General features: G+C 65.3%; 16 protein-coding genes. 2 read left to right on the forward strand and 14 right to left on the reverse strand.

All coding sequences use genetic code 11. The features are described from left to right. The 6 genes from RUGAMON1_RS19380 to RUGAMON1_RS19405 form a co-directional block, all read right to left on the reverse strand. Window positions 1–885 carry a CopD family protein gene (locus RUGAMON1_RS19380; protein WP_445232052.1) on the reverse strand — a complete coding sequence of 295 codons (885 nt, stop codon included), beginning with the start codon at window positions 883–885 and terminating at the stop codon, window positions 1–3. Further along, the gene (gene copC / locus RUGAMON1_RS19385; RefSeq protein WP_445232053.1) at window positions 882–1,253 is read right to left on the reverse strand and encodes a copper homeostasis periplasmic binding protein CopC; all 372 of its coding nucleotides are present in this window, start codon (window positions 1,251–1,253) and stop codon (window positions 882–884) included. The genes RUGAMON1_RS19380 and copC overlap by 4 nt, the downstream gene beginning before the upstream one ends. A gap of 11 nt (window positions 1,254–1,264) precedes the next feature. Continuing rightward, window positions 1,265–2,656 carry a multicopper oxidase family protein gene (locus tag RUGAMON1_RS19390; RefSeq protein WP_445232054.1) on the reverse strand — a complete coding sequence of 464 codons (1,392 nt, stop codon included), beginning with the start codon at window positions 2,654–2,656 and terminating at the stop codon, window positions 1,265–1,267. After that, entirely contained in the window at window positions 2,653–4,011 is a 1,359-nt protein-coding gene (locus tag RUGAMON1_RS19395; RefSeq protein ID WP_445232055.1) for a TolC family protein, read from the reverse strand. Before RUGAMON1_RS19395 ends, RUGAMON1_RS19390 begins: the two co-directional genes overlap by 4 nt. Before the next feature lie 53 nt (window positions 4,012–4,064). After that, the gene (locus tag RUGAMON1_RS19400; protein WP_445232056.1) at window positions 4,065–4,406 is read right to left on the reverse strand and encodes a hypothetical protein; all 342 of its coding nucleotides are present in this window, start codon (window positions 4,404–4,406) and stop codon (window positions 4,065–4,067) included. 83 nt (window positions 4,407–4,489) lie between these two features. Then, window positions 4,490–5,326, reverse strand: a complete 837-nt coding sequence (locus RUGAMON1_RS19405; protein WP_445232057.1) for an endonuclease/exonuclease/phosphatase family protein — start codon at window positions 5,324–5,326, stop codon at window positions 4,490–4,492. Window positions 5,327–5,473: 147 nt separating this feature from the next. Here RUGAMON1_RS19405 and RUGAMON1_RS19410 point away from each other — a divergent pair, with 147 nt between their 5' ends. Further along, the gene (locus RUGAMON1_RS19410) at window positions 5,474–7,669 is read left to right on the forward strand and encodes a patatin-like phospholipase family protein (RefSeq protein ID WP_445232058.1); all 2,196 of its coding nucleotides are present in this window, start codon (window positions 5,474–5,476) and stop codon (window positions 7,667–7,669) included. Here RUGAMON1_RS19410 and RUGAMON1_RS19415 read toward each other — a convergent pair. The 4 genes from RUGAMON1_RS19415 to RUGAMON1_RS19430 are packed head-to-tail and all read right to left on the reverse strand — an operon-like array spanning window position 7,643 to window position 11,046. Further along, the gene (locus RUGAMON1_RS19415; protein WP_445232059.1) at window positions 7,643–8,116 is read right to left on the reverse strand and encodes a GNAT family N-acetyltransferase; all 474 of its coding nucleotides are present in this window, start codon (window positions 8,114–8,116) and stop codon (window positions 7,643–7,645) included. The genes RUGAMON1_RS19410 and RUGAMON1_RS19415 overlap by 27 nt on opposite strands. An 8-nt stretch (window positions 8,117–8,124) precedes the next feature. Further along, window positions 8,125–8,901 carry an enoyl-ACP reductase FabI gene (fabI, locus tag RUGAMON1_RS19420; RefSeq protein ID WP_445232060.1) on the reverse strand — a complete coding sequence of 259 codons (777 nt, stop codon included), beginning with the start codon at window positions 8,899–8,901 and terminating at the stop codon, window positions 8,125–8,127. Next, a complete protein-coding gene (locus tag RUGAMON1_RS19425) occupies window positions 8,898–10,091 on the reverse strand; it encodes an acetate/propionate family kinase (protein WP_445232061.1) in 1,194 nt (397 codons plus the stop codon). Before RUGAMON1_RS19425 ends, fabI begins: the two co-directional genes overlap by 4 nt. A 4-nt stretch (window positions 10,092–10,095) precedes the next feature. Beyond that, a complete protein-coding gene (locus RUGAMON1_RS19430) occupies window positions 10,096–11,046 on the reverse strand; it encodes a phosphate acetyltransferase (RefSeq protein ID WP_445232062.1) in 951 nt (316 codons plus the stop codon). A gap of 135 nt (window positions 11,047–11,181) precedes the next feature. On the opposite strand from RUGAMON1_RS19430, the gene RUGAMON1_RS19435 reads away from it, so the two are divergent. Then, a complete protein-coding gene (locus RUGAMON1_RS19435; protein WP_445232063.1) occupies window positions 11,182–14,091 on the forward strand; it encodes a DUF2135 domain-containing protein in 2,910 nt (969 codons plus the stop codon). On the opposite strand, the gene RUGAMON1_RS19440 is transcribed toward RUGAMON1_RS19435, so the two are convergent. From RUGAMON1_RS19440 to RUGAMON1_RS19455, 4 genes are all read right to left on the reverse strand, one after another. Further along, window positions 14,084–14,956, reverse strand: coding sequence for a hypothetical protein (locus RUGAMON1_RS19440; RefSeq protein WP_445232064.1), 873 nt, complete (start codon window positions 14,954–14,956; stop codon window positions 14,084–14,086). The two genes, RUGAMON1_RS19435 and RUGAMON1_RS19440, sit on opposite strands and share 8 nt — an antisense overlap. Next, the gene (locus RUGAMON1_RS19445; protein WP_445232065.1) at window positions 14,953–15,504 is read right to left on the reverse strand and encodes a sigma-70 family RNA polymerase sigma factor; all 552 of its coding nucleotides are present in this window, start codon (window positions 15,502–15,504) and stop codon (window positions 14,953–14,955) included. Before RUGAMON1_RS19445 ends, RUGAMON1_RS19440 begins: the two co-directional genes overlap by 4 nt. 107 nt (window positions 15,505–15,611) lie before the next feature. Beyond that, window positions 15,612–17,474: a serine hydrolase domain-containing protein gene (locus RUGAMON1_RS19450; protein WP_445232066.1), complete on the reverse strand. Its 1,863-nt coding sequence runs from the start codon at window positions 17,472–17,474 to the stop codon at window positions 15,612–15,614. 566 nt (window positions 17,475–18,040) lie between these two features. Next, complete coding sequence (locus tag RUGAMON1_RS19455) at window positions 18,041–19,435, reverse strand: DUF2799 domain-containing protein (RefSeq protein ID WP_445232067.1); 1,395 nt, start codon at window positions 19,433–19,435, stop codon at window positions 18,041–18,043. Window positions 19,436–19,448: the final 13 nt, after the last annotated feature.

A 19,448-nucleotide genomic window follows, 5' to 3' on the forward strand; every position in this document is an offset into this window, starting at 1 on the left:
TCAGAACGTCGACGGCGGCTGTTGGGAGGTGAGGATGGCGGCGGCCAGGATGGCGCCGAGCAGCAGCACCATCTCCAGCCGCAAAGCCAGCCGCACCGTGACCACGCCTTGGTATGAACGCGATGCGGCTGGCAAACCGATGAATTTGTTGTAGCCGCCGATGCCGATGGCAGCCAGCACCAGCGCTATCTTGACCAGCAAGGTAAGGCCGTAATCGGTATAAACCAAATTCTCCGCGACGCCGACGCGGTGCCAGCCACTGTAAAGGCCCGTGACGACGATGGCCGCAACGGCGCCCATCGCGGCACGCGACATGCTATCCAGATACCGGTTCATGTCCGCAGCCGACATCCGCGCGGACAACACGCAACAGCCGGACACCGCCACCAAGCCCACCCAGACCGCGATCGCGGACAAATGGATGGACTCCGCCGCCATTGCCACAGTCCAGATACCCTCCTCGCCCGCATGGCTCATGGATGCCCGAGTTACCGCGAACACCAGCATGGCCGCCGCAACGGCAACATCGCGGCTGGTCGATTGGCGGCGCAGGCATCGCAACGCCAGCACCACGATCAACGCCGCGATGGCGACGCCGCCGGACCAGCCGTAGGCCGTGGTGCCAACCATCATCCAGAACATGCCGCACGCCTCGACCAGGCCTGTGCCGCCCATGACGGCGGTTGCCGCCAGCAGCGACAGGACGCTGGCGGCGATGGCCACGCCGGCCGCCAGCAAGTCGAAACTGCGCAACTGCACTCCGGCATCGGGCGGCACCCAGCGGCGCGCAAACCAGGAACCGGCCAACCAGCTGAAACCGCAAACCAGCAGGAATGCCGAACTGATTTGCAGCAGCCAGACCGGATCGAATCCAGCCCCCATCATTTGACTGTGAAGGTGAAGCCGCCCTTGCGGCGATGGCCGTCATGGCCCGCCGCCGCCCAGTCGACCGTGTACGCGCCGGCCGGCAGCGGCGGCAGCACCAGTCGCAACATAGCCGGATTGGCCGCGTCGACCGCGGCTTTGGCCGTGTCGGCAACCGCGTGGCCGCCCGCGTCGGTCAAGGTGATGCTGCTGAACGCCTGCTCCACTTTTTCGTTAAACGTCAGCGTGATCTCTTTCGGCGCTGCATCCAGCACGGCGTCGGCCACAGGACTGCTCTTCTTCAGGGTTGCGTGCGCGGCCGCGAGCGGCGCGGCCAGCGTCGCCGCCACCACAATCGCCGATGCCAGCATGGTATGTAAAGTCTTCATCTGTTTTCTCCTTAATGTCCGCTATGGCCGCTCGGCTTGCGCACGGTGAGCTCCACGTCGGGTTGGTTCAATGCCGGCATGGACTGGCCGCCGGCGGTATATTTGCGTGCTGGTTCCGGCAAGGCGCCGGTCCATTCGTAGGCCTGCGTGCCGGGTGGGTGCTTGTACCAGCCGGGGTCCGTGTAGTCGCCGCGCTTCTGCTCCTTGCGCACTTTGACCACGGTGAACATGCCGCCCATGTCCACGCCGCCGAACGGCCCTTCGCCCGACATCATCGGCAGCGTGTTCTCCGGCAGCGGCATCTGCATGCCGCCCATGGCGCCGCCCTTGTCGCCCATGGTCATATAGTCCGGCACGATCTTGTTGATCTTTTCGGCGATGCCGCTGTGGTCCACGCCTATCATGGTCGGCACGTTGTGGCCCATGGCGTTCATGGTGTGGTGCGACTTGTGGCAGTGGAAGGCCCAGTCGCCCGGTTCGGTGGCGATGAATTCGATCGCCCGCATCTGGCCGACCGCGACATCGGTCGTCACTTCCGGCCAGCGCGAGGCTGGCGGCGTCCAGCCGCCGTCGGTACCGGTGACGTGGAACTCATGGCCGTGGATATGGATCGGATGATTGGTCATCGTCAGGTTGCCGACGCGGATGCGCACCTTGTCGCCCTGCCGCACCGGCATCGCGTCGATGCCAGGGAACACGCGGCTGTTGAAGGTCCACAGGTTAAAGTCCAGCATGGTGTTGGTCTTGGGCGTGTAGCTGCCGGGATCGATGTCGTAGGCGTTCAACAGGAACACGAAGTCGCGGTCCACCGCGTACTGCGTATGGTCCTTGGGGTGCGTGACCCAGAAGCCCATCATCCCCATCGCCATCTGCGTCATCTCGTCGGCGTGCGGGTGGTACATGAAGGTGCCGGGACGCCTGGCGACAAATTCGTAGACGAAGGTCTTGCCCGGCTCGATGCCCGGCTGCGTCAGCCCCGTCACGCCGTCCATGCCGTTGGGCAGGCGCTGGCCGTGCCAGTGCACGCTGGTGTGCTCGGGCAGCTTGTTGGTGACGAAGACGCGCACGCGGTCGCCCTCCACCACTTCGATGGTCGGGCCGGGCGACTGGCCGTTGTAACCCCACAGGTGGGCCTTCATGCCGGGCGCCATTTCGCGCACCACCGGCTCGGCGATCAGGTGGAATTCCTTGACGCCGTTATTCATCCGCCACGGCAGCGACCAGCCGTTCAACGTCACCACTGGATTGAATGGACGGCCGTTCGATGGCAGCGGCGGCACGTGGGTGTTGGCGTTATCCATCGTCATCGCTTCCGGCAGCGTGGCCGCGCCGGCCTTGCTGATGGCGGCCGCGCTGACCGCGATGGCGCCTGCGCCTTTGAAAAAATCTCTACGTGAGGTCATGGGGTCATCCTTGTTTCGTTGGCGCTGCCGCCGTTGACGGCTGCTTGCAGGCGGGTGTCGGCGATCCAGAAATCGCGCTGTGTTTCGATGGCGGTGTTGACGCTGTTGAGCTGTTCGCGCGAGTCGGCCAACAGTTCGAACACGCTGGCCAGCATGCCGTTGTAGCGCAGCAGTACCTCGTCGGAGATCTTTTTACGCAGCGGCACCACCTCGTCGCGGTAGTTGCGGGCGATCTCGTAGGTGGTGCGGTAGGACGAGTACGCCTCGCGCACCTCGGAGCGGGCGCGCACCGCCGTATCGGCTGCCCGATGCACGGACTGCATGTACTGCGCCTGCGCACGCGCCACCTTGGCGCTGCCCCAGTCGAAGATCGGCAATTCGAACGTGACCTGGTAGCCGTTTTCGCGCGGCAGGCCGGTGCTGCTCTTGTTGGCGTAGCCGGCGTCGAACACGTTGATGAAACCCGTCGCCCTGGTCAGGCCGAGGGCGTCGGCCGTGGCTTCGGTATCGCGGCGCGCGGCCAGCATGTCCAGCCGCTGCGACAGCGCCTGGGCTTCGGCGTTGTTCATCTCCTGCGGTTGCGGCGGCAGGTCGGGCAAACGGTCAGGCAGCACGAAACCCTGCTGCTCGCCCGACAAGCCCAGAAGCCGTATCAATTGTTCGCGCGTGGCCACCGCTTCGTGGCGGCTACGGGCCAGCTGGGTCAAGGCGTCCTGGAAGAACGCGCGTTCCCGCGCCTGATCCAGCTTGCTCCAGTTGCCGGCCTTGGTCATTTTTTCCGCCAGCTCGGACGACGCTTCGGCGGCGCCGCGTACCTGCTCCGCAAACGCGGCCGATTGCGCGGCCGCCACGGCCATGAAGTAGGCGCGCCGGGTGTCGGTAGCCAGTTGGACGGCCTGCGCGGCGGCCCGCAGCTTGGCCTGCTCGAAGCGGCGCTGTTCGATGCGCGAGCGCGCCGGCAGCGTCAGCAGGCCGGCGATGTCGAACATCACGCTGCGATCGATCTCGGTCTCGCTGCCGCCGCGTATGCGGCCGAAACCCAGGCTGGGATTGCGCATGCGGCCCGCCTGGACGAACTCGGACTCGGATACGCCCAGCTCCGCGAACGACGCCTTGAGCGCGGGGCTGTTGAGCAGTGCGATTTGCACCGCGGATTCCGGGGTCAGCGCTTGCGCCAGCAGCGCGCTCACTTGCCGGTCATTGTTGGCGTCGCGGGAGAAGCCGGCCGGCTGGCCGATGCGCTCCTGCGTCAGCCGGGAGACGTCATTCAGCCCGCCGTCGCTGGACAGGCTGGCGCACCCCGTCAGCAGAACGAGCGAAAATCCTGCGGGCAGCAGTATAGGGAAGTGTTTCATAGGATTCCTGGAAAATTACGGATACGCGGGGCAAGCCCGCAGCTTCGGCAAGTTCAGGACAGGCGCGGCGGACGTTCCAGCGTGGCGGGAATATAGGCGGTCATCGACGGTTCTGCCGCGATGAAAGCGGCGCCGGAAAACGACGCGGGCAGCACAATGGAAGGGACGGCGGGCGGCGCCGAAGCGCCTACGCAAGTGGCGCAATGGCTGCATTTGCCATGCGCGCCGGAAGTCTGCTGATCGGATTTCACCGGTGCGCAATGGTCCGCCTGCGCCGCCGGTTGGCTGACGACTTGCATCGACAGCGTTGCGCATGGAATCAAGACGACAGCCGTCCCTTGCAGCGGCAAGGCTGCTATCAAAATCCAGAGCAAGAAACGGATGAATGGGCGCATAAGTGGGTTGAATGGTACCGCAGTCTCTCCAGGAGAGGCAACTGTGCGTACCTTACACCTTCCCACTACAGTAAGGTCAAGCCCTATTTAAGGTTGACGCGCGCAACCACCGGATGATGGTCGGATGGATAGCGCCGGTCCAGCGAGTCGCTCAGCACCGCATATTTTTGCACGTCGAAATGACGGTCGACGAAGATATAGTCGATCCGGTCCGTCATTGCCGCGTCCAGGTGGAAGTCGTTGAAGGTGCCGACCGGGCCATATGGCGGCGCCGCGCTCACCCGGAAGGCGTCGCGCATCGCCTTGGCCATGGTCTGTATCTGCACCGTTTCCGGGGTCGAGTTGAAGTCGCCAACGCAGATGGCTGGCTCGCCGTGGGCGATCTCGGCGATTTTGCGCAGCACCAGGTCGGCCGATGCGCGTCGGGCCTGTTCGCCCTGGTGGTCGAAATGGACGGAAAAAACAAAGAACGACCGGCCGCTGGCGCGGTCCCGCAAGCGCGCCCACGACGCCAGCCGGTGGCAACAGGTGGCGTCCCAGCCGAACGACGGGCGGTCCGGCGTTTCGCTCAGCCAGAAGTCGCCCTTGGCCAGCAAGGCGAAACGGCTCTTGCGAAAATAGATCGCGGAATGCTCGCCGGCGCTCTTGCCATCGTCGCGGCCTACGCCGACATGGTCGAATTCCGCCATCTGGGCCAGGTCGGCGATTTGGTCGGCCAGTCCTTCCTGGGTGCCGAAAATATCGAACTCGTGGTAGCGGATCAACGCCTTGACCATTTCCTTGCGGGCCGGCCAGGCGTTGGCGCCGTCTTCGGCATTGTTATAGCGCAGGTTGTAGGTCGCGACGTTGATCGGCGCCGCCACAGCTGGCGCGCAGGCCACGGCGAGCAGCATGGCAAGCAGCGAAAACAGTATTCTCATGTCGATCGGCTCCGGCAATATAACGGGTGATTTAACCACGCCCCCTGGTCCATGGGGCGACAGCGGCAGAATGGCCCCCTAGTTTAACGGGCTTTACTAAACGGCCGGCTACGTTGTTTGAAAAATACCGCTGTGCTAAAGTCAGGCATGCGAATCCTCCCTGCGCTGCTGCTTTGCTGCCTGCTCCATGCCGATCCCGTAGCGGCGGTCGACGTCTCGCGCCCCAAGGTGGCGGTGGTGCTGTCCGGAGGCGGCGCGCGCGGCGGCGCCCACATCGGCGTGCTGAAGGTGCTGGAGGAACTGCATGTGCCGGTCGATATGATCGTCGGCACCAGCGCCGGCGCCATCGTCGGCGCGGCCTATGCGAGCGGCATGCCGCTGGCCGACATCGAACGCGAAATGCAAACGCTCAGCACCGCCAACCTTTTCCACGACGTCGCCCGCAGCGACCTGTCGATCGCCCGCAAGAGCGACGACGCCGGCAGCTATGTCGGACCGGAGATCGGTATCGGGCCGGGCGGCCTGGCGCTGCCCAAGGGTGCGGTGTCCGGCGTGGCGCTGGAGGCGCTGCTGCGGCGCTTGACCGTGCGCCAGGCCGATCCCGATTTCAACCGGCTGCCGATCCCCTTCCGCGCCATCGCCACGGACGTCAGCGACGGCGAGATGGTGGTGCTGGATCACGGCAACCTGGCGCAGGCGATACGGGCCAGCATGGCCATCCCCGCCGTCATCACTCCGGTGGAGATCGACGGCCGGCTGCTGGTCGATGGCGGCGTGGCCCGCAACCTGCCGGTCGACGTCGCGCGGCAGATGGGGGCAGAGGTCGTCATCGCCATCAATATCGGCACGCCGCTGCTCAAGCGCGAACAAATCAAGTCGGTGCTGTCGATGTCCGAGCAGATGATGCGCATGCTCAGCGCCAGCAATCTGCGCGCCTCGCTGACCCAACTCGATCCGCAGGTCGATGTGCTGATCACCCCCAACCTGGCCAGCGTCGATGCCGGCAGCTTCGACCTGCTGAAGGAGGCCGAAGGCTACGGCGAACAGGCGGGCCGCGACGCCGCCGCCAAACTGCAGCGCTACGCCGTATCGCCGGAAGACTACGCGGTGCTGAGCGCGCGCCGCCATGGCGCGCAGGCGCCGCAGGGCGTGTTGCTGTCGGCGGTGCACATCGACGGCACGCGGCGGGTGCCGGAGGAATCCCTGCGCGGCACCATGGACACCAAGGCCGGCGATCTGTTCGACGCCCGCAGGGCGGAACGCGACATGCGCCGCTTGTACGGACGCGGCGACTTCGAGCATGTCAGCTATACGCTCACGCCGCAGCAGGACGGCCGCCATGAAATGACCACCACCGTCAATGAAAAATCCTGGGGCCCGCAGTACCTGCGACTGGGCCTGGGCGTTTCGACCGACTTCGAGGGCGATTCCTTCTTCACGCTGCGCGCCATGCATCGCTGGACCTGGCTCAACGCGCTGGGCGCGGAATGGCGCAACGATCTGGAGATCGGCCACACGGACCGCCTCAGCACCGAATGGCTGCAACCCCTGACGCCGGCGCAGCGCCTGTTCGCCAGCGCCTACCTGTCCGGCGAGCGCACGCCGCTGGACATCTACTCCAAGGGCGCGCGGCTGGCGCGCTACCGCAACGAATCGGTCACCGCCGGCCTCGATCTCGGCGTGCCGATCGCGGAATGGGGCGAGGCGCGCATCGGCCTCGCGCGCGGCCACGTCAACCTGCTGGCCGACACCAGCTTTATTCCGCCGTCCGAGCTGTTCCCGCGCGCGCGCACCGGCGGCGTGCAGATGCGCCTGCGGGCCGACACGCTGGACAACAGCGCCTTCCCGCGCTCTGGCGCCAAGGCCGACTTGCAAGTCTATTCTTCGCGCACGGCGCTGGGCGCGGACACCAACTACAACAAGCTCTCCTTCTCCGCGCTGACGGCGGCGGCCAGCGGTCCGCATTCGCTGCAGGGCGCGCTGGAAGTGCAGCACAAGCTGGGAGCGAACGAGCTGCCGGATCACGAGATCATCCCGTTCGGCGGCTTCCTGCGCATGTCCGGCATGCGCACCGGCGAACTGCTGGGCAACAGCCTGCACTTCGGCCGGCTGGTCTACAACTACCGCATTTCGGCGCCGGGTTTGCTGGACGGCGCCTACATCGGCGCGTCCGCGGAAGTTGGCCGGGTGGGCAACACCATCGACTCGCAGAACGGCGAGCAGACGGTGCGCAGCAACGCGCTGTACATCGCCATCGACACCCCTTTGGGACCGCTGTATTTCGGCGCCGGCCGCGCGTCGGGCAACCAGACGGCCTTATATCTGCTGATCGGGAAGCCTTGACGGGATGATCTCGGCGATCATCTCGCCTTGTTCGTCGATGCCGCACTCGCTGAAACCGAAGCTGCGGTAGAACTCGCGCGCCACCGTGTTGTCCGGCTTGTAGTAGATGATGATGCGCTCGACATCGGGTTTTGCGCGCAGCTCCGCCAGCAGCAACGCCATCGCCTTGCGGCCTATGCCCTTGCCTTGCTGCGGATAGTCGACCATGAAGCGGTAGATGCCATACAAGCCGGCGACATCCTCCGCCTTGCAGTCGTAGAGCAGGAAGCCGGCCGGTTCGCCGTCGCAGTAGATCCCGCGCGTGAAGAAGTCGGGATAGAACTTGGACTGCGCGATCGAATAGGCGTTGCTGTCCAAGAAATCGCGCTGGTGCTCCGGCAGCTCCATGTCCATGAAGCTCTCGAAATTGTCCTCGTTGATGTCTTGCAGTGTGACGTGCGATGTCATTGAAACCCTTAAGCGATGATATTCAGGCCGCCGTCGACATACACGGTGCTGCCGGTCAGGCGATGCGCATATTGCGAGGCCAGGTAGGCGCAGGTGTTGCCGACATCGAGGATGTCCACCAATTCGCCCAACGGTGCGCGGGCTACGGCGTCGCGCAGCAGCAGCTCGAAGTCCTTCAGACCGGAAGCGGCGCGGGTTTGCAGCGGTCCCGGCGAGATGGCGTGAACGCGGATGCCTTTGGGGCCCAACTCATAGGCCAGATAGCGGCAGCATGATTCCAGCGCCGCCTTGACCGGGCCCATGACGTTGTAGTTCGGGACCACCTTCTCGGCGCCGTGGTAGCTCATGGCGAACATGCTGCCGCCATTCGTCATCAGCGGCACCGCCAGCTTGGCCATGCGCACGAAGGAGTGGCAGGACACGTCCATCGCCTGCAAAAACCCATCCAGCGAACAGTCCAGCAAGCCGCCTTGCAGATCGGCCTTCGGCGCGAAGGCGATCGAATGCACCAGGATATCGAGCTTGCCCTGCTCCGCCAGCGTGGCAAACAGCGCCTCCATTTCGCCGGGCTTCGTCACATCGAGCGGCAGTAACTGGGCACCGATTTCCCCAGCCAGCGGAGCCACGTGCGGCAGCGCCTTCTCGTTCAGGTAAGTGAGCACGACTTCCGCGCCCAGTTTGCGAAAGGCCAGCGCGCAGCCCCAGGCGATTGAATGCTCATTGGCGACGCCAACCACCAGCGCGCGTTTTCCGGCCAAAATTGGATAAATCGTTTCGGTGTTCATGTCAGCTCCAGTAGCGTCAGCGTGTGACGGGCTATCATTAATTCTTCGTTGGCGGGCACCACCCACACCGCCACCTTGCTGTCGGCGGCGCTGATGCGCGCCACGCCGCGCGGATTGGCCGCATTGGCAGCGGCGTCCAGCTGCACGCCCAACCAGGCCGCGTCGCGGCATACGGCGGCGCGCAGGTCGACACTGTTTTCGCCTATGCCGCCGGAGAAGACCAGCGCATCGAGGCCGCCCAAGGCCGCCGCCAGCGAGCCGAGTTCGCGGCCGATGCGGTACACCATCAACGCGATGGCGGCCTTGGCGCGCTGGTCGTCGCTCTGCTCCAGCGTGCGCATGTCCGCCGAAATGCCGGACACGCCCAGCAGGCCCGATTCCTGGTACAGCAGCTTCTGCACCGCGCCGACATCCATGCCCAGTTCGTCGATCAGGTAGAGCACCACGCCGGGGTCGAGCGCGCCGCAGCGGGTGCCCATCGGCAGGCCGTCGACGGCGGTAAAGCCCATCGTGCTGGCGACGCTGCGTCCCGCCGCCATCGCGCACATGCTGGCGCCGTTGCCCAGATGCGCCGCCACCACCTTGGCGCTGGCCAGCGATGGATCGGCTTCCGGCAGGCGGCTGGCGATGTATTCGTAGGAAAGTCCGTGGAAGCCGTAGCGCCGCACGCCCTGCTCCGTGATCCGCGCCGGCAGCGCGAAGGCCTGCGCTTCCGCCGGCTGGCCGACATGAAAGGCGGTGTCGAAGCAGCCGATCTGCGGCACGTCCGGCGCCATCGCCATCACGGCGCGCACCGGCGCCAGGTTATGCGGCAAATGCAGTGGGGCCAGCGGTATCAGCTTCTCCAGCGCGGCCAGCACTTCAGGATCGAGGCGTTGCGGCCCGCTGTAGGCCACGCCGCCATGGACGATGCGATGGCCGACCGCCACCACGCGGCGCCCTTCGAGATGGGTCTGCGAGAAATCGATCAGGAAGCGCATGCCGGCCGCATGGTCCAGCGGCGCGTCCGGCCAGCTGCGCTCTCCGATGGACCGGCCCTGCGCGTCCTGGGCGCTGAAGCGCGTGACGCCGCTGTACAGGTTCTCGATCTTGCCCTTGAAGGTCAGCGCCAGCGCGGCGCCGCTGAACAGCGAGAACTTGATGCTGGACGAGCCGGCGTTGATGACGACGATGCTATCGTTTGGGGCCATCAGCTTATTCTCCGAGAACGCGGGCGCCAGCCAGCTTGCTGTGCGCCACCAGTACCGCCACCGCGCAGGAAGCGAGGCGCGCGGTCACCGAATCGGCGCGGCTGGTCAGGATAACCGGCACGCGGGCGCCGAGCACGATGCCCGCCGCCGCCGCGCCGGCCATGAAGGTCAGGCTCTTGGCCAGCATATTGCCAGCCTCCAGATCGGGCGCGACCAGGACATTCGCCTTGCCGGCCACCGGCGATACCAGATGCTTGATGGCTGCGGCCTCGGGATCGATGGCGTTGTCCATCGCCAGCGGACCATCGAGGATGCCGCCGGTGATCTGGCCGCGGTCCGCCATTTTGCATAGTGCGGCAGCATCGATCGTCGACGGCATCTTGGCGCTCACCGTTTCGACGGCCGCCAGGATGGCCACCTTGACGGGATCGAACTGCAGCACGTGCGCCAGGTCGATGGCGTTCTGGATGATGTCGACCTTGTCGTCCAACGTGGGATTGATGTTGACGGCGGCGTCGGTGATGATCAGCGGCTCGCTGCGGCCCGGCACGTCCATGACGAAGCAGTGGCTGAGGCGACGGCCGGTGCGCAGGCCGGTGTCGCTGGCGACCACGGCGCCCATCAACTCGTCGGTATGCAGACTGCCCTTCATCAGTACCGAGGCCTTGCCTAGCCGGACCAGCTCCACCGCGCGGAATGCCGACGCGTGGCTATGTTCGGTGTCGATCAACGGCAGCGCCGAGATATCCAGTCCCGCTTCCTCGGCGGCCTTGCGGATGCGCGCTTGCGGGCCAACCAGTATCGGGTCGATCAACCCCATGCGGGCGGCGTCCAGCGCCGCTTCCAGCGCGTGGCGGTCGCACGGATGCGCCACGGCCACCGTCACGGGGCCAACTTTGCGCGCCGCAGCGATCAGTATTTCGTAATTCGGGTGTGGCGTGGTCGGGGCATTCATTGACTCTCCTCGGCAGTAAGCCACGAAATGATAACAACAACTGCAAATAAAGCAATGTTCCGAATAGTTTAACCCCGTTTGCTGCGCCGGTCCGTTACATACAGGACGCCGGGCTTTTCCGGCGAAGGAGACTTCATGTTACGCCCACTGCTAGTCGCGTTTTTATTGATGATATCGACGATGGCCCAGGCCATTGTGCCGCTGCCGCCCATCATGCCGCCGCGCCTGGTCGTCCCGCGCGCGCAAACGCCGGTGCGCCTGCAAAGCCTGCGCATTAACGCTGAGATCAGCGGCGGCCTGGCGCAGACCACCGTGGAGATGGTGTTCTACAATCCCAATGCGGTTCAACTGGAAGGCGAACTGCAATTCCCGCTGCTGCCCGGACAACGGGTGACGGCCTTCGCGCTGGATATCGACGGCGCGCTGCGGCCGGCCGTGCCGGTCGAGAAGGCCAAGGGCCGCATGATCTTCGAAGAGGTCGAGCGCCGTCGCGTCGATCCGGCGCTGCTGGAGGTCACGCAGGGGAACAACTTCAAGCTGCGCGTCTATCCGATACCGCCGCGCGGCACCCGCACCGTGCAGCTGAAGTACGCCGAGCCGCTGGCGCGCAATGAAGCTCAGCGCCTCTATCGCCTGCCGCTGGCCTACGGCGACGCCATCCCCGAACTTGATCTGGAACTGAATGTGCACGGCGCGGCCACGCCGCCGCAGCCGCGCGGTGCGCTGGGCGGCATGCAGTTCGAGCGGCAGCAGGACGGCTATCGCGCCCGCGTGACCAGAAGCGCCTACCGCGCGGACGGCACGCTGGAACTGGCGCTGGCCGCCTCCACGCAGCCGCAAACGTTTGTGCAGGAATTCGACGGCGAGACCTTCTTCCTCAGCGAGATCGCCGTCACCGGCGACAGTACCCCGCAGATACGCACGCCGCCGGCCGTACTGGGACTGTTATGGGACAGCTCCGGCTCGGGCGCGCAACGCCAGACCGAGGCTGAACTGGCCGTGCTGGATCACTACTTCAAGGCCGTACCCAATGTGGAAGTACGGCTGATCCGCCTGCGCGACCGCGCCGAGGCCAGCCAGCGCTTCCGTATCGTCAACGGCAACTGGAGCGCCTTGCGGGCGGCGCTGGCTGGCACCGCCTACGATGGCGCCAGCGCGCTCGGCGCCTGGAAGCCGGAAGCGGACATCAACGAATATCTGCTGGTTAGCGACGGCTTGTCCAATTATGGCGATGCGCCCTTCCCCACACTGGCCAAGGCCCAGCGTTTGTATGCATTGAATTCGGCGCTCGTTTCGGACAGCGCTCGCCTGGCCGCGCTGGCGGAGCGCAACGGCGGCCGCCTGGTGCAGCTGCAAGCGACCCAGCCGACGCAAGCCGCGCAGGCGCTGCTGGCGGCCACGCTGCGATTGAGCGACATCGGCGCCACCGGCGCCAAGGATATCTCGGTCGAATCGCATGAGCCGCAAGACGGCATCCTGCGCATCGCCGGACGGCTGACGCAGCCCTCGGCCGAACTGACCCTGACCTTGACGCAGCAAGGCAAGAGCCGCATCGTGACCCTGCCGGTGAATGCCAATGCGCCCTACCATCCGCTGGCGGCCGGCATGTGGGCCAGCTATCGCTTGCAAGCGCTGGAGGCGGATTACGACTTGAAGCGCGGCGAAATTCACCGCCTCGGCCAACGCTTCGGCATACCCACGCGCGAGACCTCGCTGCTGGTACTGGACCGGCTGGAGGACTATGCGCGCTACGAGATCGAGCCACCGGCAGCCTACAAGGAAGCCTACGCTCAGCTCAGACAACAACGCCTGGTATCGCAACGCCGCGTCACCGTACAGCACACCGATCAGATTGTGCGGGAGTTTGAGCAAAAGGTCGCGTGGTGGGAAAAGAGCTATCCGAAATCCGGCTTGCCAAAACAGATCGACTTCAAGGCCACGGAGGAAGCGTCAGCCGACGCCGCGCCGCAGCCGATAAGGGTGGCACGCTCGGCGTACGCGTCATCTGCGACCCCGGAAGTGGCGCTGCCTCCACCGATGCCACTGGCGGCGCCCGCGCTGTCCTATGGCCGCACCGACGCCCGGCGCATGGAAGCCGCCGCCAAGCCAGCGGCGGCGCCGGCCGGCGATACATCGGCGGCCAGCATACAGCTCAAGAAATGGTCACCCGACGAGCCGTATCGCGCGCGCATGAAGTCCGCCAAGGCGGCCGACCTGTATGCGATCTACCTGGATGAAAAGCCGAACCACACCAACAGCAGCGCCTTCTTCCTGGACAGCGCAGACCTGCTGATCGAACAAGGCCAGCGCGATCTGGCACTGCGCGTGCTGTCGAATCTGGCGGAGATGGACCTGGAAAACCGCCAGGTCTTGCGGATACTGGGCTACCGTTTGCTGCAAGCCGGGGAACCGGCGCTGGCGATCCCGGTGTTCCAGCAGGTGTTGCGCCTGGCCGAGGAAGAACCGCAGTCGTATCGCGACCTCGGACTCGCCTACGCCGCCGCAGGCCAGGTGCAGCCCGCGATCGACCAGCTTGCGGAGGTGCTGAACCGGCCGTGGGACGGCCGCTTCGCCGAGATCGAACTGGTGACGCTGGCGGAGCTCAACGCCATCGTCGCCAAGGCCGCCGTCAAGCCGGACACCGGCCGCATCGATCGACGCCTGCTGCGCAACCTGCCGCTGGCCTTGCGGGCAGTGCTGACCTGGGACGCCGACAACACCGATATCGATTTGTGGGTCACCGATCCGAATGGGGAGAAATGCTACTACGCCAACCGCTACACCTACCAGGGCGGCCGCATGTCGCGCGACTTCACCGGCGGCTACGGGCCGGAGGAATTTTCACTGCGGGTGGCCAAGCCGGGCAGGTATCGGGTGGAGGTCAACTCGTTCGGACATCGCCAGCAGATCGTCGCCGGCGCCACCACCGTCCAGCTGCGCCTCAGCACCGGCTTCGGCACGCCGAAACAGCGCGACCAGATGGTGACGCTGCGCCTGCGCGATACCGGCAGCACGGTACTGGTGGGAGAGTTCGACGTTAATTGATCGCGTCGAGTTGCAGCCGTAGTTCAGGTGGCACCTCGGCGTCGGGATAGCGCATGCGGAACTTCAACCACTCCGCTTGCGCTTCTTTCGTTTGGCCCGTCTTCAGCATCCCGGTCATGCGGGCCAGCCAGGCTGGCGGGGACAAGGGCTCAGCCGCGGGCGCGCTGCGCATCGCCATCACCGGCGCTACGCCGGAATAGCCCAATACCTTCTGCTCGGCGGCAGGCGCCGCAAGCATCATCGGCGCCCGGGCCCGCGCGTAATCGGCAGTGGCCGGAGGTTCAACAGCGAGCGGCTTGGATGGCGCGGGCGCCGCTGCGATTGCGCCATCGGCGACGGCGATATCAGCGGCCGGCGCCGGCTGTATCGCGGGCCTGGCCACCGACCGCTTCACCTGCGCCAACTTCGGCGCGGGCGCTGGTGGCGGCGCCGTCACGTTGGCCGGAGGCGCTTCCTCCGCAGGGCTGGGGGCAACTACTTTCGCATCCTGCGGCGCGGCTGTCTGCGAGACGAGCTCCCGATCAGCGACCGGCGCGAACGCCTGTGGCATCAAGCCGCGCACCACAAACAAGGCCAGCACCACGCTGGCGGCAAGGCCGAGGGGAACCCGCGCCCGCCGCAGATAGTGGCGCGCCGGCGACGTGGCAAGTACAGATGCAGGCGCGGCATCACGCACCGCATCGTTGGCCGACGCACCCGGCACGGCGGCGGCACCCAGGTCGGACGCCGCCCGCGCCAGGATGGCGGCGGACAAAGCCTGCGGCGGCTGCGGCTGCGGCAAGTCCCGCAGCTGACGCGCCAGATCCCCCTCGCCTTTGAGGAAGTCGTCGAACTCCGCGTCTTCAGTGTGATCGTGTGGATTCATGCTCTCGCCTCTTCGGCCGCCGGCGCCAGTTCCTGCCGCAATTTGCGCATCGCGTAACGCAGGCGGCTCTTCACCGTCTCCACCGGCGCCGCCACCAGCTCCGCGATTTCTTCCAGGCTCATGCCGTTGAACTGCTGTAGCACCAGCGCCTCGCGCTGGTCGACCGGCAGCAGCCGTATCATCGCATGCAAACGGCTGGTCTGCTGCTTGCGTTCCAGTTGACCGTCGGGCGCGGGGCTGTCCTGCGCGGCATCGGCCAGGTGATCGAACCAGTCGTCTTCGCCGTCGCTGGCCAGCAGCACGCGCTCGTTCATGCGTATCAGGTCGATCAGGCGATTGCGGGCGATCTGGAAAAGATAGGTGCGGAAGCTGGCGCCGGGTTCGTAGCGCGCGCGGGCCTGGTGCAGATTGGCCCAGCTGTCCTGCATGATGTCGTTGACCCACTCCCGGCGCGGCGAACGCCATGCCAGGAACAGGTACAAGCCCTGGCTGTGGCGCCGATACAGTTCCGCAAAGGCCGCCAGATCGCCATCGCGATAGCTGAGCATGAGGACTTCATCGGATCGTGGCGCGGACATGGCGTCATGATAACGCAGGGATCCACTGCCCGACGCCCGCGTATTGTTACCAAATATTGCCGGTCCAGAAGATTCGGTCACATCGTCCAGGTGCGCAGTCCGATCCAACCGATCGACCATGCGTAAGCGGCGATGGCCAGGATCCCGGCCGATGTCAGTCCGGCATGCCAGCGCGCCAGCCGGTTGGCGCGCTGGTTCGTCAGCGCCAGCCAGAGGCCGCCTGCCGCCAGCAGCGGGAACGCCACGCTGCACAGCAGAATCGGCACCGAAAGCATGCTTGGCGCGGCCAGCATCGCCATGGTGCCGATGCCGCCGCTGATGCCGACCAGGGGCAAGATGAACGTGGCGCACAGGCAGCCGAAGGCCAGCAGCGGCACGATCCGCACCGTCCAACCGCCCTTGGCTTGCAACGTCTTCCGATAGGCGGCCACGCCCCAGACAGGCAAAGCCAAGAGTCCGAATACGCCGCCAAGCAAGGCCAGTGCGGCGACCATGGCGTAGCCGGCGATGCGCCAGCTGGCTTCGCGCTTGCGGTCGCCCTGGCCGCCCGACAGGACGTAGGTTTCTCCATCTTGCACCGCGAAGGCCAGGCTGGCCGCTTCCCGGTCGGCGCGGCGGAAGGTGTGCTCGCCGGTCGGCAGGTAAGGCTTGCCGCCAACCCGCAGGCCGCCATCGACCAGCGTGACCCGCGACATGCCCAACACTTCCGCATAGGGCCGCATCAAGTCCTTGGCCGGCGTCACATTGCGGTAGAAACCGGTCAGCGCTGCGAGTTCCGTTGGGGCGACGGGGAACGCGGGAGCCGGCGCCAACACCTGCTTGCGGCTCAGGTAAGCCTGGATCAGGCCGGTAACCGGTGTCCGGAAGTCGACGCCCTCGCCGCCATTCGCCAGCACCACATAACCACTGCCTTGCGCGGCGGAATAGCCGTAGACGGAGGTAAAGGAATCGATTTCGCCGTTGTGCCCGCGAAAGCTCGGCCCGGCGTCATTCAGCGGGAAGTTGCCCAGGCCGTAGCCTGCGTTCAGCCCTGCCCGCGCGGCCAGCGAGGATTCGCCGTGCTCGATACGCTCGACCGCCTGCGGCGACAGGATCCGATGTCCATCGACTGTGCCCCTGCCGACAAAGAACAACACCAGGCGCGATAATTCCCGCACGCTGGTGGCCAGCGATCCGGACGGCGGCATGATGATGTGCTGGTACGGCGTCGGGGCGCCGTCGGGCGCGTAGCTCTTGGCCAGCTTGGCCGCCAGTTCAGGCGTCAGCGTGAAATCGGCGCTGGCCATGCCCATCGGCCGCAGCACGTGTTCGCGCTCGAAGGCGGCGAAATCTTGCCCCGCCACTTTTTCCAGCACATAGCCCGCTACGGCCGGGCCGGCGTTCGCGTAGACGGCAAACTGACCGGGCCGCCACCGGCTGACGTACTCCGGACTGGCGAACTCGACGCCACGCCGCACCGACCAGCCGGGGCCGTTCTGCAGCTCGACACGGGTGCTGATGTCAGGCCAGCCCGTCGTATGTTCGAGCAGGTGAACAAGGCGTACCGGGTCGCTTTGCTCCCATGGATTGTTGAAGCGGATTTCGGGCGCGAGGTCGGCCAGTCGCGCGTCCAGCTTCAGTTTGCCGTTGTCGACCAGCTGCATGATGGCGATGCTGGTGAAGCTTTTGGAGATCGAGGCCGCGCGAAAAATCGTATCCGGCGTGACCGGTTCGCCGCTGGCCTTGTCCGCCACGCCATACCCCTTGAGAAGGACAATCTTGCCGTCTTCCACCAGCGCCAGCGCGGCGCCTGGAATGCCGCGCTGTAAGAACATTTTTGCCAGGCGCTGGTCCAGCTCTGCCAATGTGGACGGCGCGGTCTCTGCGGCAATGGCCGCCGAGCCGCTGGCCATCACCAACAACAGCGCGCCGAGCAAACGGAAGGGGTTTAGTGACGGCATCGGTACTCCTTTGAGTGCGTTTAGTGTACTAGTGAAGTAGCACAGCAACGCAATCATAGAGCATCTTGGTTGAAATGCAAGTCAATTTTTTGCCCGCGCCGCCAGCATGCGCAGGACGGGTCCTGTTTTTTCGGCTTTTACTAAAACACGATAACCACTACTACACCGCGCTAACTATCGATATTTCGTGCGACTCCGCGCTATTTTCGGAACTAAAAACCACTAACCACCTCTAACAAACACAGGCCGAAAATTTAGCGACATTTAGCATTCAGCCCGGCATTTTTAGTAGGTGATAGCACGCTGTAGTACAGGTCAGCAGTGGTTAGCAGCGCTTAGTAAAAAAACCGATTTCAGGGAACCCCCACCATGTCCAGATATAGCCTCCAATTTCCGATCCGCGTACCCGACGACGTGCTCGTCGAGCTGGGCGAATCCAGCGCACCGGCTGCGCCGCGCGGCAATGGTACTCAAGGAAAGTCGGGCTCTGCGAAAAGCGCCCGCCGCAGGAAAAACCGCGCAGCGAAACATGCTCCCGGAAAACCGTGAAGTACCATTTTTAAGCGTTAGTAGATCTCGCGGCGCAGCCGCTGCATTTGCTGCTCGTGACGTTCCACCCAGCGGCGGGCGTCGTCCAGCTGACGCTCCAGTTGCCGGATGTAGTCGATCAGATCGCGGCGTTCCTGCTCGCGGCGGGCGTCCTGCCTCCTGGTGTCGTCGTTGACCACGCGGTCCTTCGCCTCCAGGTTCGAGCGGATCTCGCGTTGCAGCCGGTCCAGCCGATGGCGGGCATCGTTCAGGCGCCCCGATATCTCGTTGACGTCGTCGACCGCCTGGCGATATTTGGCCGCAGCCACTTCATAATCCTGCCCGCTGACATAGGCGTGCTTTAACTGGTTGCGCAGCTCACTGCGGCAGACCTCGACCGCCATGCCGCTATTGGTGCGGCCTCGCTCGAAGGCATTCTCCGGCATGCAGTATCTGGCGTTCTGCGCGTCCCAGGCGGCCGTGTACAGGTCGCGCGTTGCCGCGATCACGAACACGCCGTTACGGCCCGCGTTGGCGATGCGGTCGTCCAGCATGAAAGGCTTGCCGTAACCGTCGTCGGCTCCGGCCTGGCGCCAGTAGTCGGTCAGGCGCGCTTCCCAGGCCTGGCGATACTCGGATTCGAAAATCTTCAGGCCCTTGGCGCGCGCCTCCTTGCCGCGCATGCCGAAGTCCCTGCCGCTGACGGCATCCTGCGTGCCAAGATTGCGCCAGTAGTTGACGATCTCGCCGTTCCAGGCCGCGCGGTAGGCTTCTTCCTGCACCTGCACGCCGGCGCTGCGGGCGTTGGATGCACGGTCGCGGAAGGCGCTGTCCGGCGTGCCGTTGCGGGCGTCGGTGTAGCCGGCGTCCTGCCAGAAGGTGCGGTTGCCGATCTGCCAGCCGTCGGTATATGCGGCTTCGTCGAAGCGCAGCTGCATGCCGGCGGCCCTGGCGCGCGCGGCATCCTTCTGGGCCGACAGCGGCTGGCCGTCGGTGCCCGAACGCTTGCCCAGCCCTTTCCAATATTCGGAATTGCCGATCGCCCAGCCGGCATCGTAGGCCGGACGGTTCAATGGCGTCTTGTGCTTGCGGACGTCGTCGCTGGCGGCGTGCGACTCATATTGCGGCTGGAGTCCCTTGCCGCCGTCCTGTTGGCCGAGCTGCGACCACAGGTCCCAGTTACCCTGCGCCCAGCCGGCGATGTATTGCGCCTCGGCGCCGATGGCAGCGGGCTTCTTGTCGTCGGCGTGATCGTCGCAGAAGTCCTTGCGCTCGGCATAGTCGGAAGGCTCGCCCCGCACGCCGTCCTTATGCCCGATGGCGGTCCAGTCGCCGACCTTGCAATCGGCGATGCGCTGCATGGTGGATTGGCAGCCGGCCAGCAGCAGCGGCAAGGCGAGGATCAGCGGTCGAAAACGGGTCAGATGGTTCATAGCGGCTTTTGAG

Source organism: Duganella rhizosphaerae, from assembly GCF_040364205.1.
Taxonomy (GTDB): domain Bacteria; phylum Pseudomonadota; class Gammaproteobacteria; order Burkholderiales; family Burkholderiaceae_D; genus Rugamonas; species Rugamonas rhizosphaerae.

What these genes read in the sequence shown, in the direction of transcription:
- RUGAMON1_RS19380 (WP_445232052.1), bottom strand. Translation starts at nt 885, where the DNA reads ATGATGGGGGCTGGATTCGATCCGGTCTGGCTGCTGCAAATCAGTTCG.
- copC (WP_445232053.1), bottom strand. Translation starts at nt 1,253, where the DNA reads ATGAAGACTTTACATACCATGCTGGCATCGGCGATTGTGGTGGCGGCG.
- RUGAMON1_RS19390 (WP_445232054.1), bottom strand. Translation starts at nt 2,656, where the DNA reads ATGACCTCACGTAGAGATTTTTTCAAAGGCGCAGGCGCCATCGCGGTC.
- RUGAMON1_RS19395 (WP_445232055.1), bottom strand. Translation starts at nt 4,011, where the DNA reads ATGAAACACTTCCCTATACTGCTGCCCGCAGGATTTTCGCTCGTTCTG.
- RUGAMON1_RS19400 (WP_445232056.1), bottom strand. Translation starts at nt 4,406, where the DNA reads ATGCGCCCATTCATCCGTTTCTTGCTCTGGATTTTGATAGCAGCCTTG.
- RUGAMON1_RS19405 (WP_445232057.1), bottom strand. Translation starts at nt 5,326, where the DNA reads ATGAGAATACTGTTTTCGCTGCTTGCCATGCTGCTCGCCGTGGCCTGC.
- RUGAMON1_RS19410 (WP_445232058.1), top strand. Translation starts at nt 5,474, where the DNA reads ATGCGAATCCTCCCTGCGCTGCTGCTTTGCTGCCTGCTCCATGCCGAT.
- RUGAMON1_RS19415 (WP_445232059.1), bottom strand. Translation starts at nt 8,116, where the DNA reads ATGACATCGCACGTCACACTGCAAGACATCAACGAGGACAATTTCGAG.
- fabI (WP_445232060.1), bottom strand. Translation starts at nt 8,901, where the DNA reads ATGAACACCGAAACGATTTATCCAATTTTGGCCGGAAAACGCGCGCTG.
- RUGAMON1_RS19425 (WP_445232061.1), bottom strand. Translation starts at nt 10,091, where the DNA reads ATGGCCCCAAACGATAGCATCGTCGTCATCAACGCCGGCTCGTCCAGC.
- RUGAMON1_RS19430 (WP_445232062.1), bottom strand. Translation starts at nt 11,046, where the DNA reads ATGAATGCCCCGACCACGCCACACCCGAATTACGAAATACTGATCGCT.
- RUGAMON1_RS19435 (WP_445232063.1), top strand. Translation starts at nt 11,182, where the DNA reads ATGTTACGCCCACTGCTAGTCGCGTTTTTATTGATGATATCGACGATG.
- RUGAMON1_RS19440 (WP_445232064.1), bottom strand. Translation starts at nt 14,956, where the DNA reads ATGAATCCACACGATCACACTGAAGACGCGGAGTTCGACGACTTCCTC.
- RUGAMON1_RS19445 (WP_445232065.1), bottom strand. Translation starts at nt 15,504, where the DNA reads ATGCTCAGCTATCGCGATGGCGATCTGGCGGCCTTTGCGGAACTGTAT.
- RUGAMON1_RS19450 (WP_445232066.1), bottom strand. Translation starts at nt 17,474, where the DNA reads ATGCCGTCACTAAACCCCTTCCGTTTGCTCGGCGCGCTGTTGTTGGTG.
- RUGAMON1_RS19455 (WP_445232067.1), bottom strand. Translation starts at nt 19,435, where the DNA reads ATGAACCATCTGACCCGTTTTCGACCGCTGATCCTCGCCTTGCCGCTG.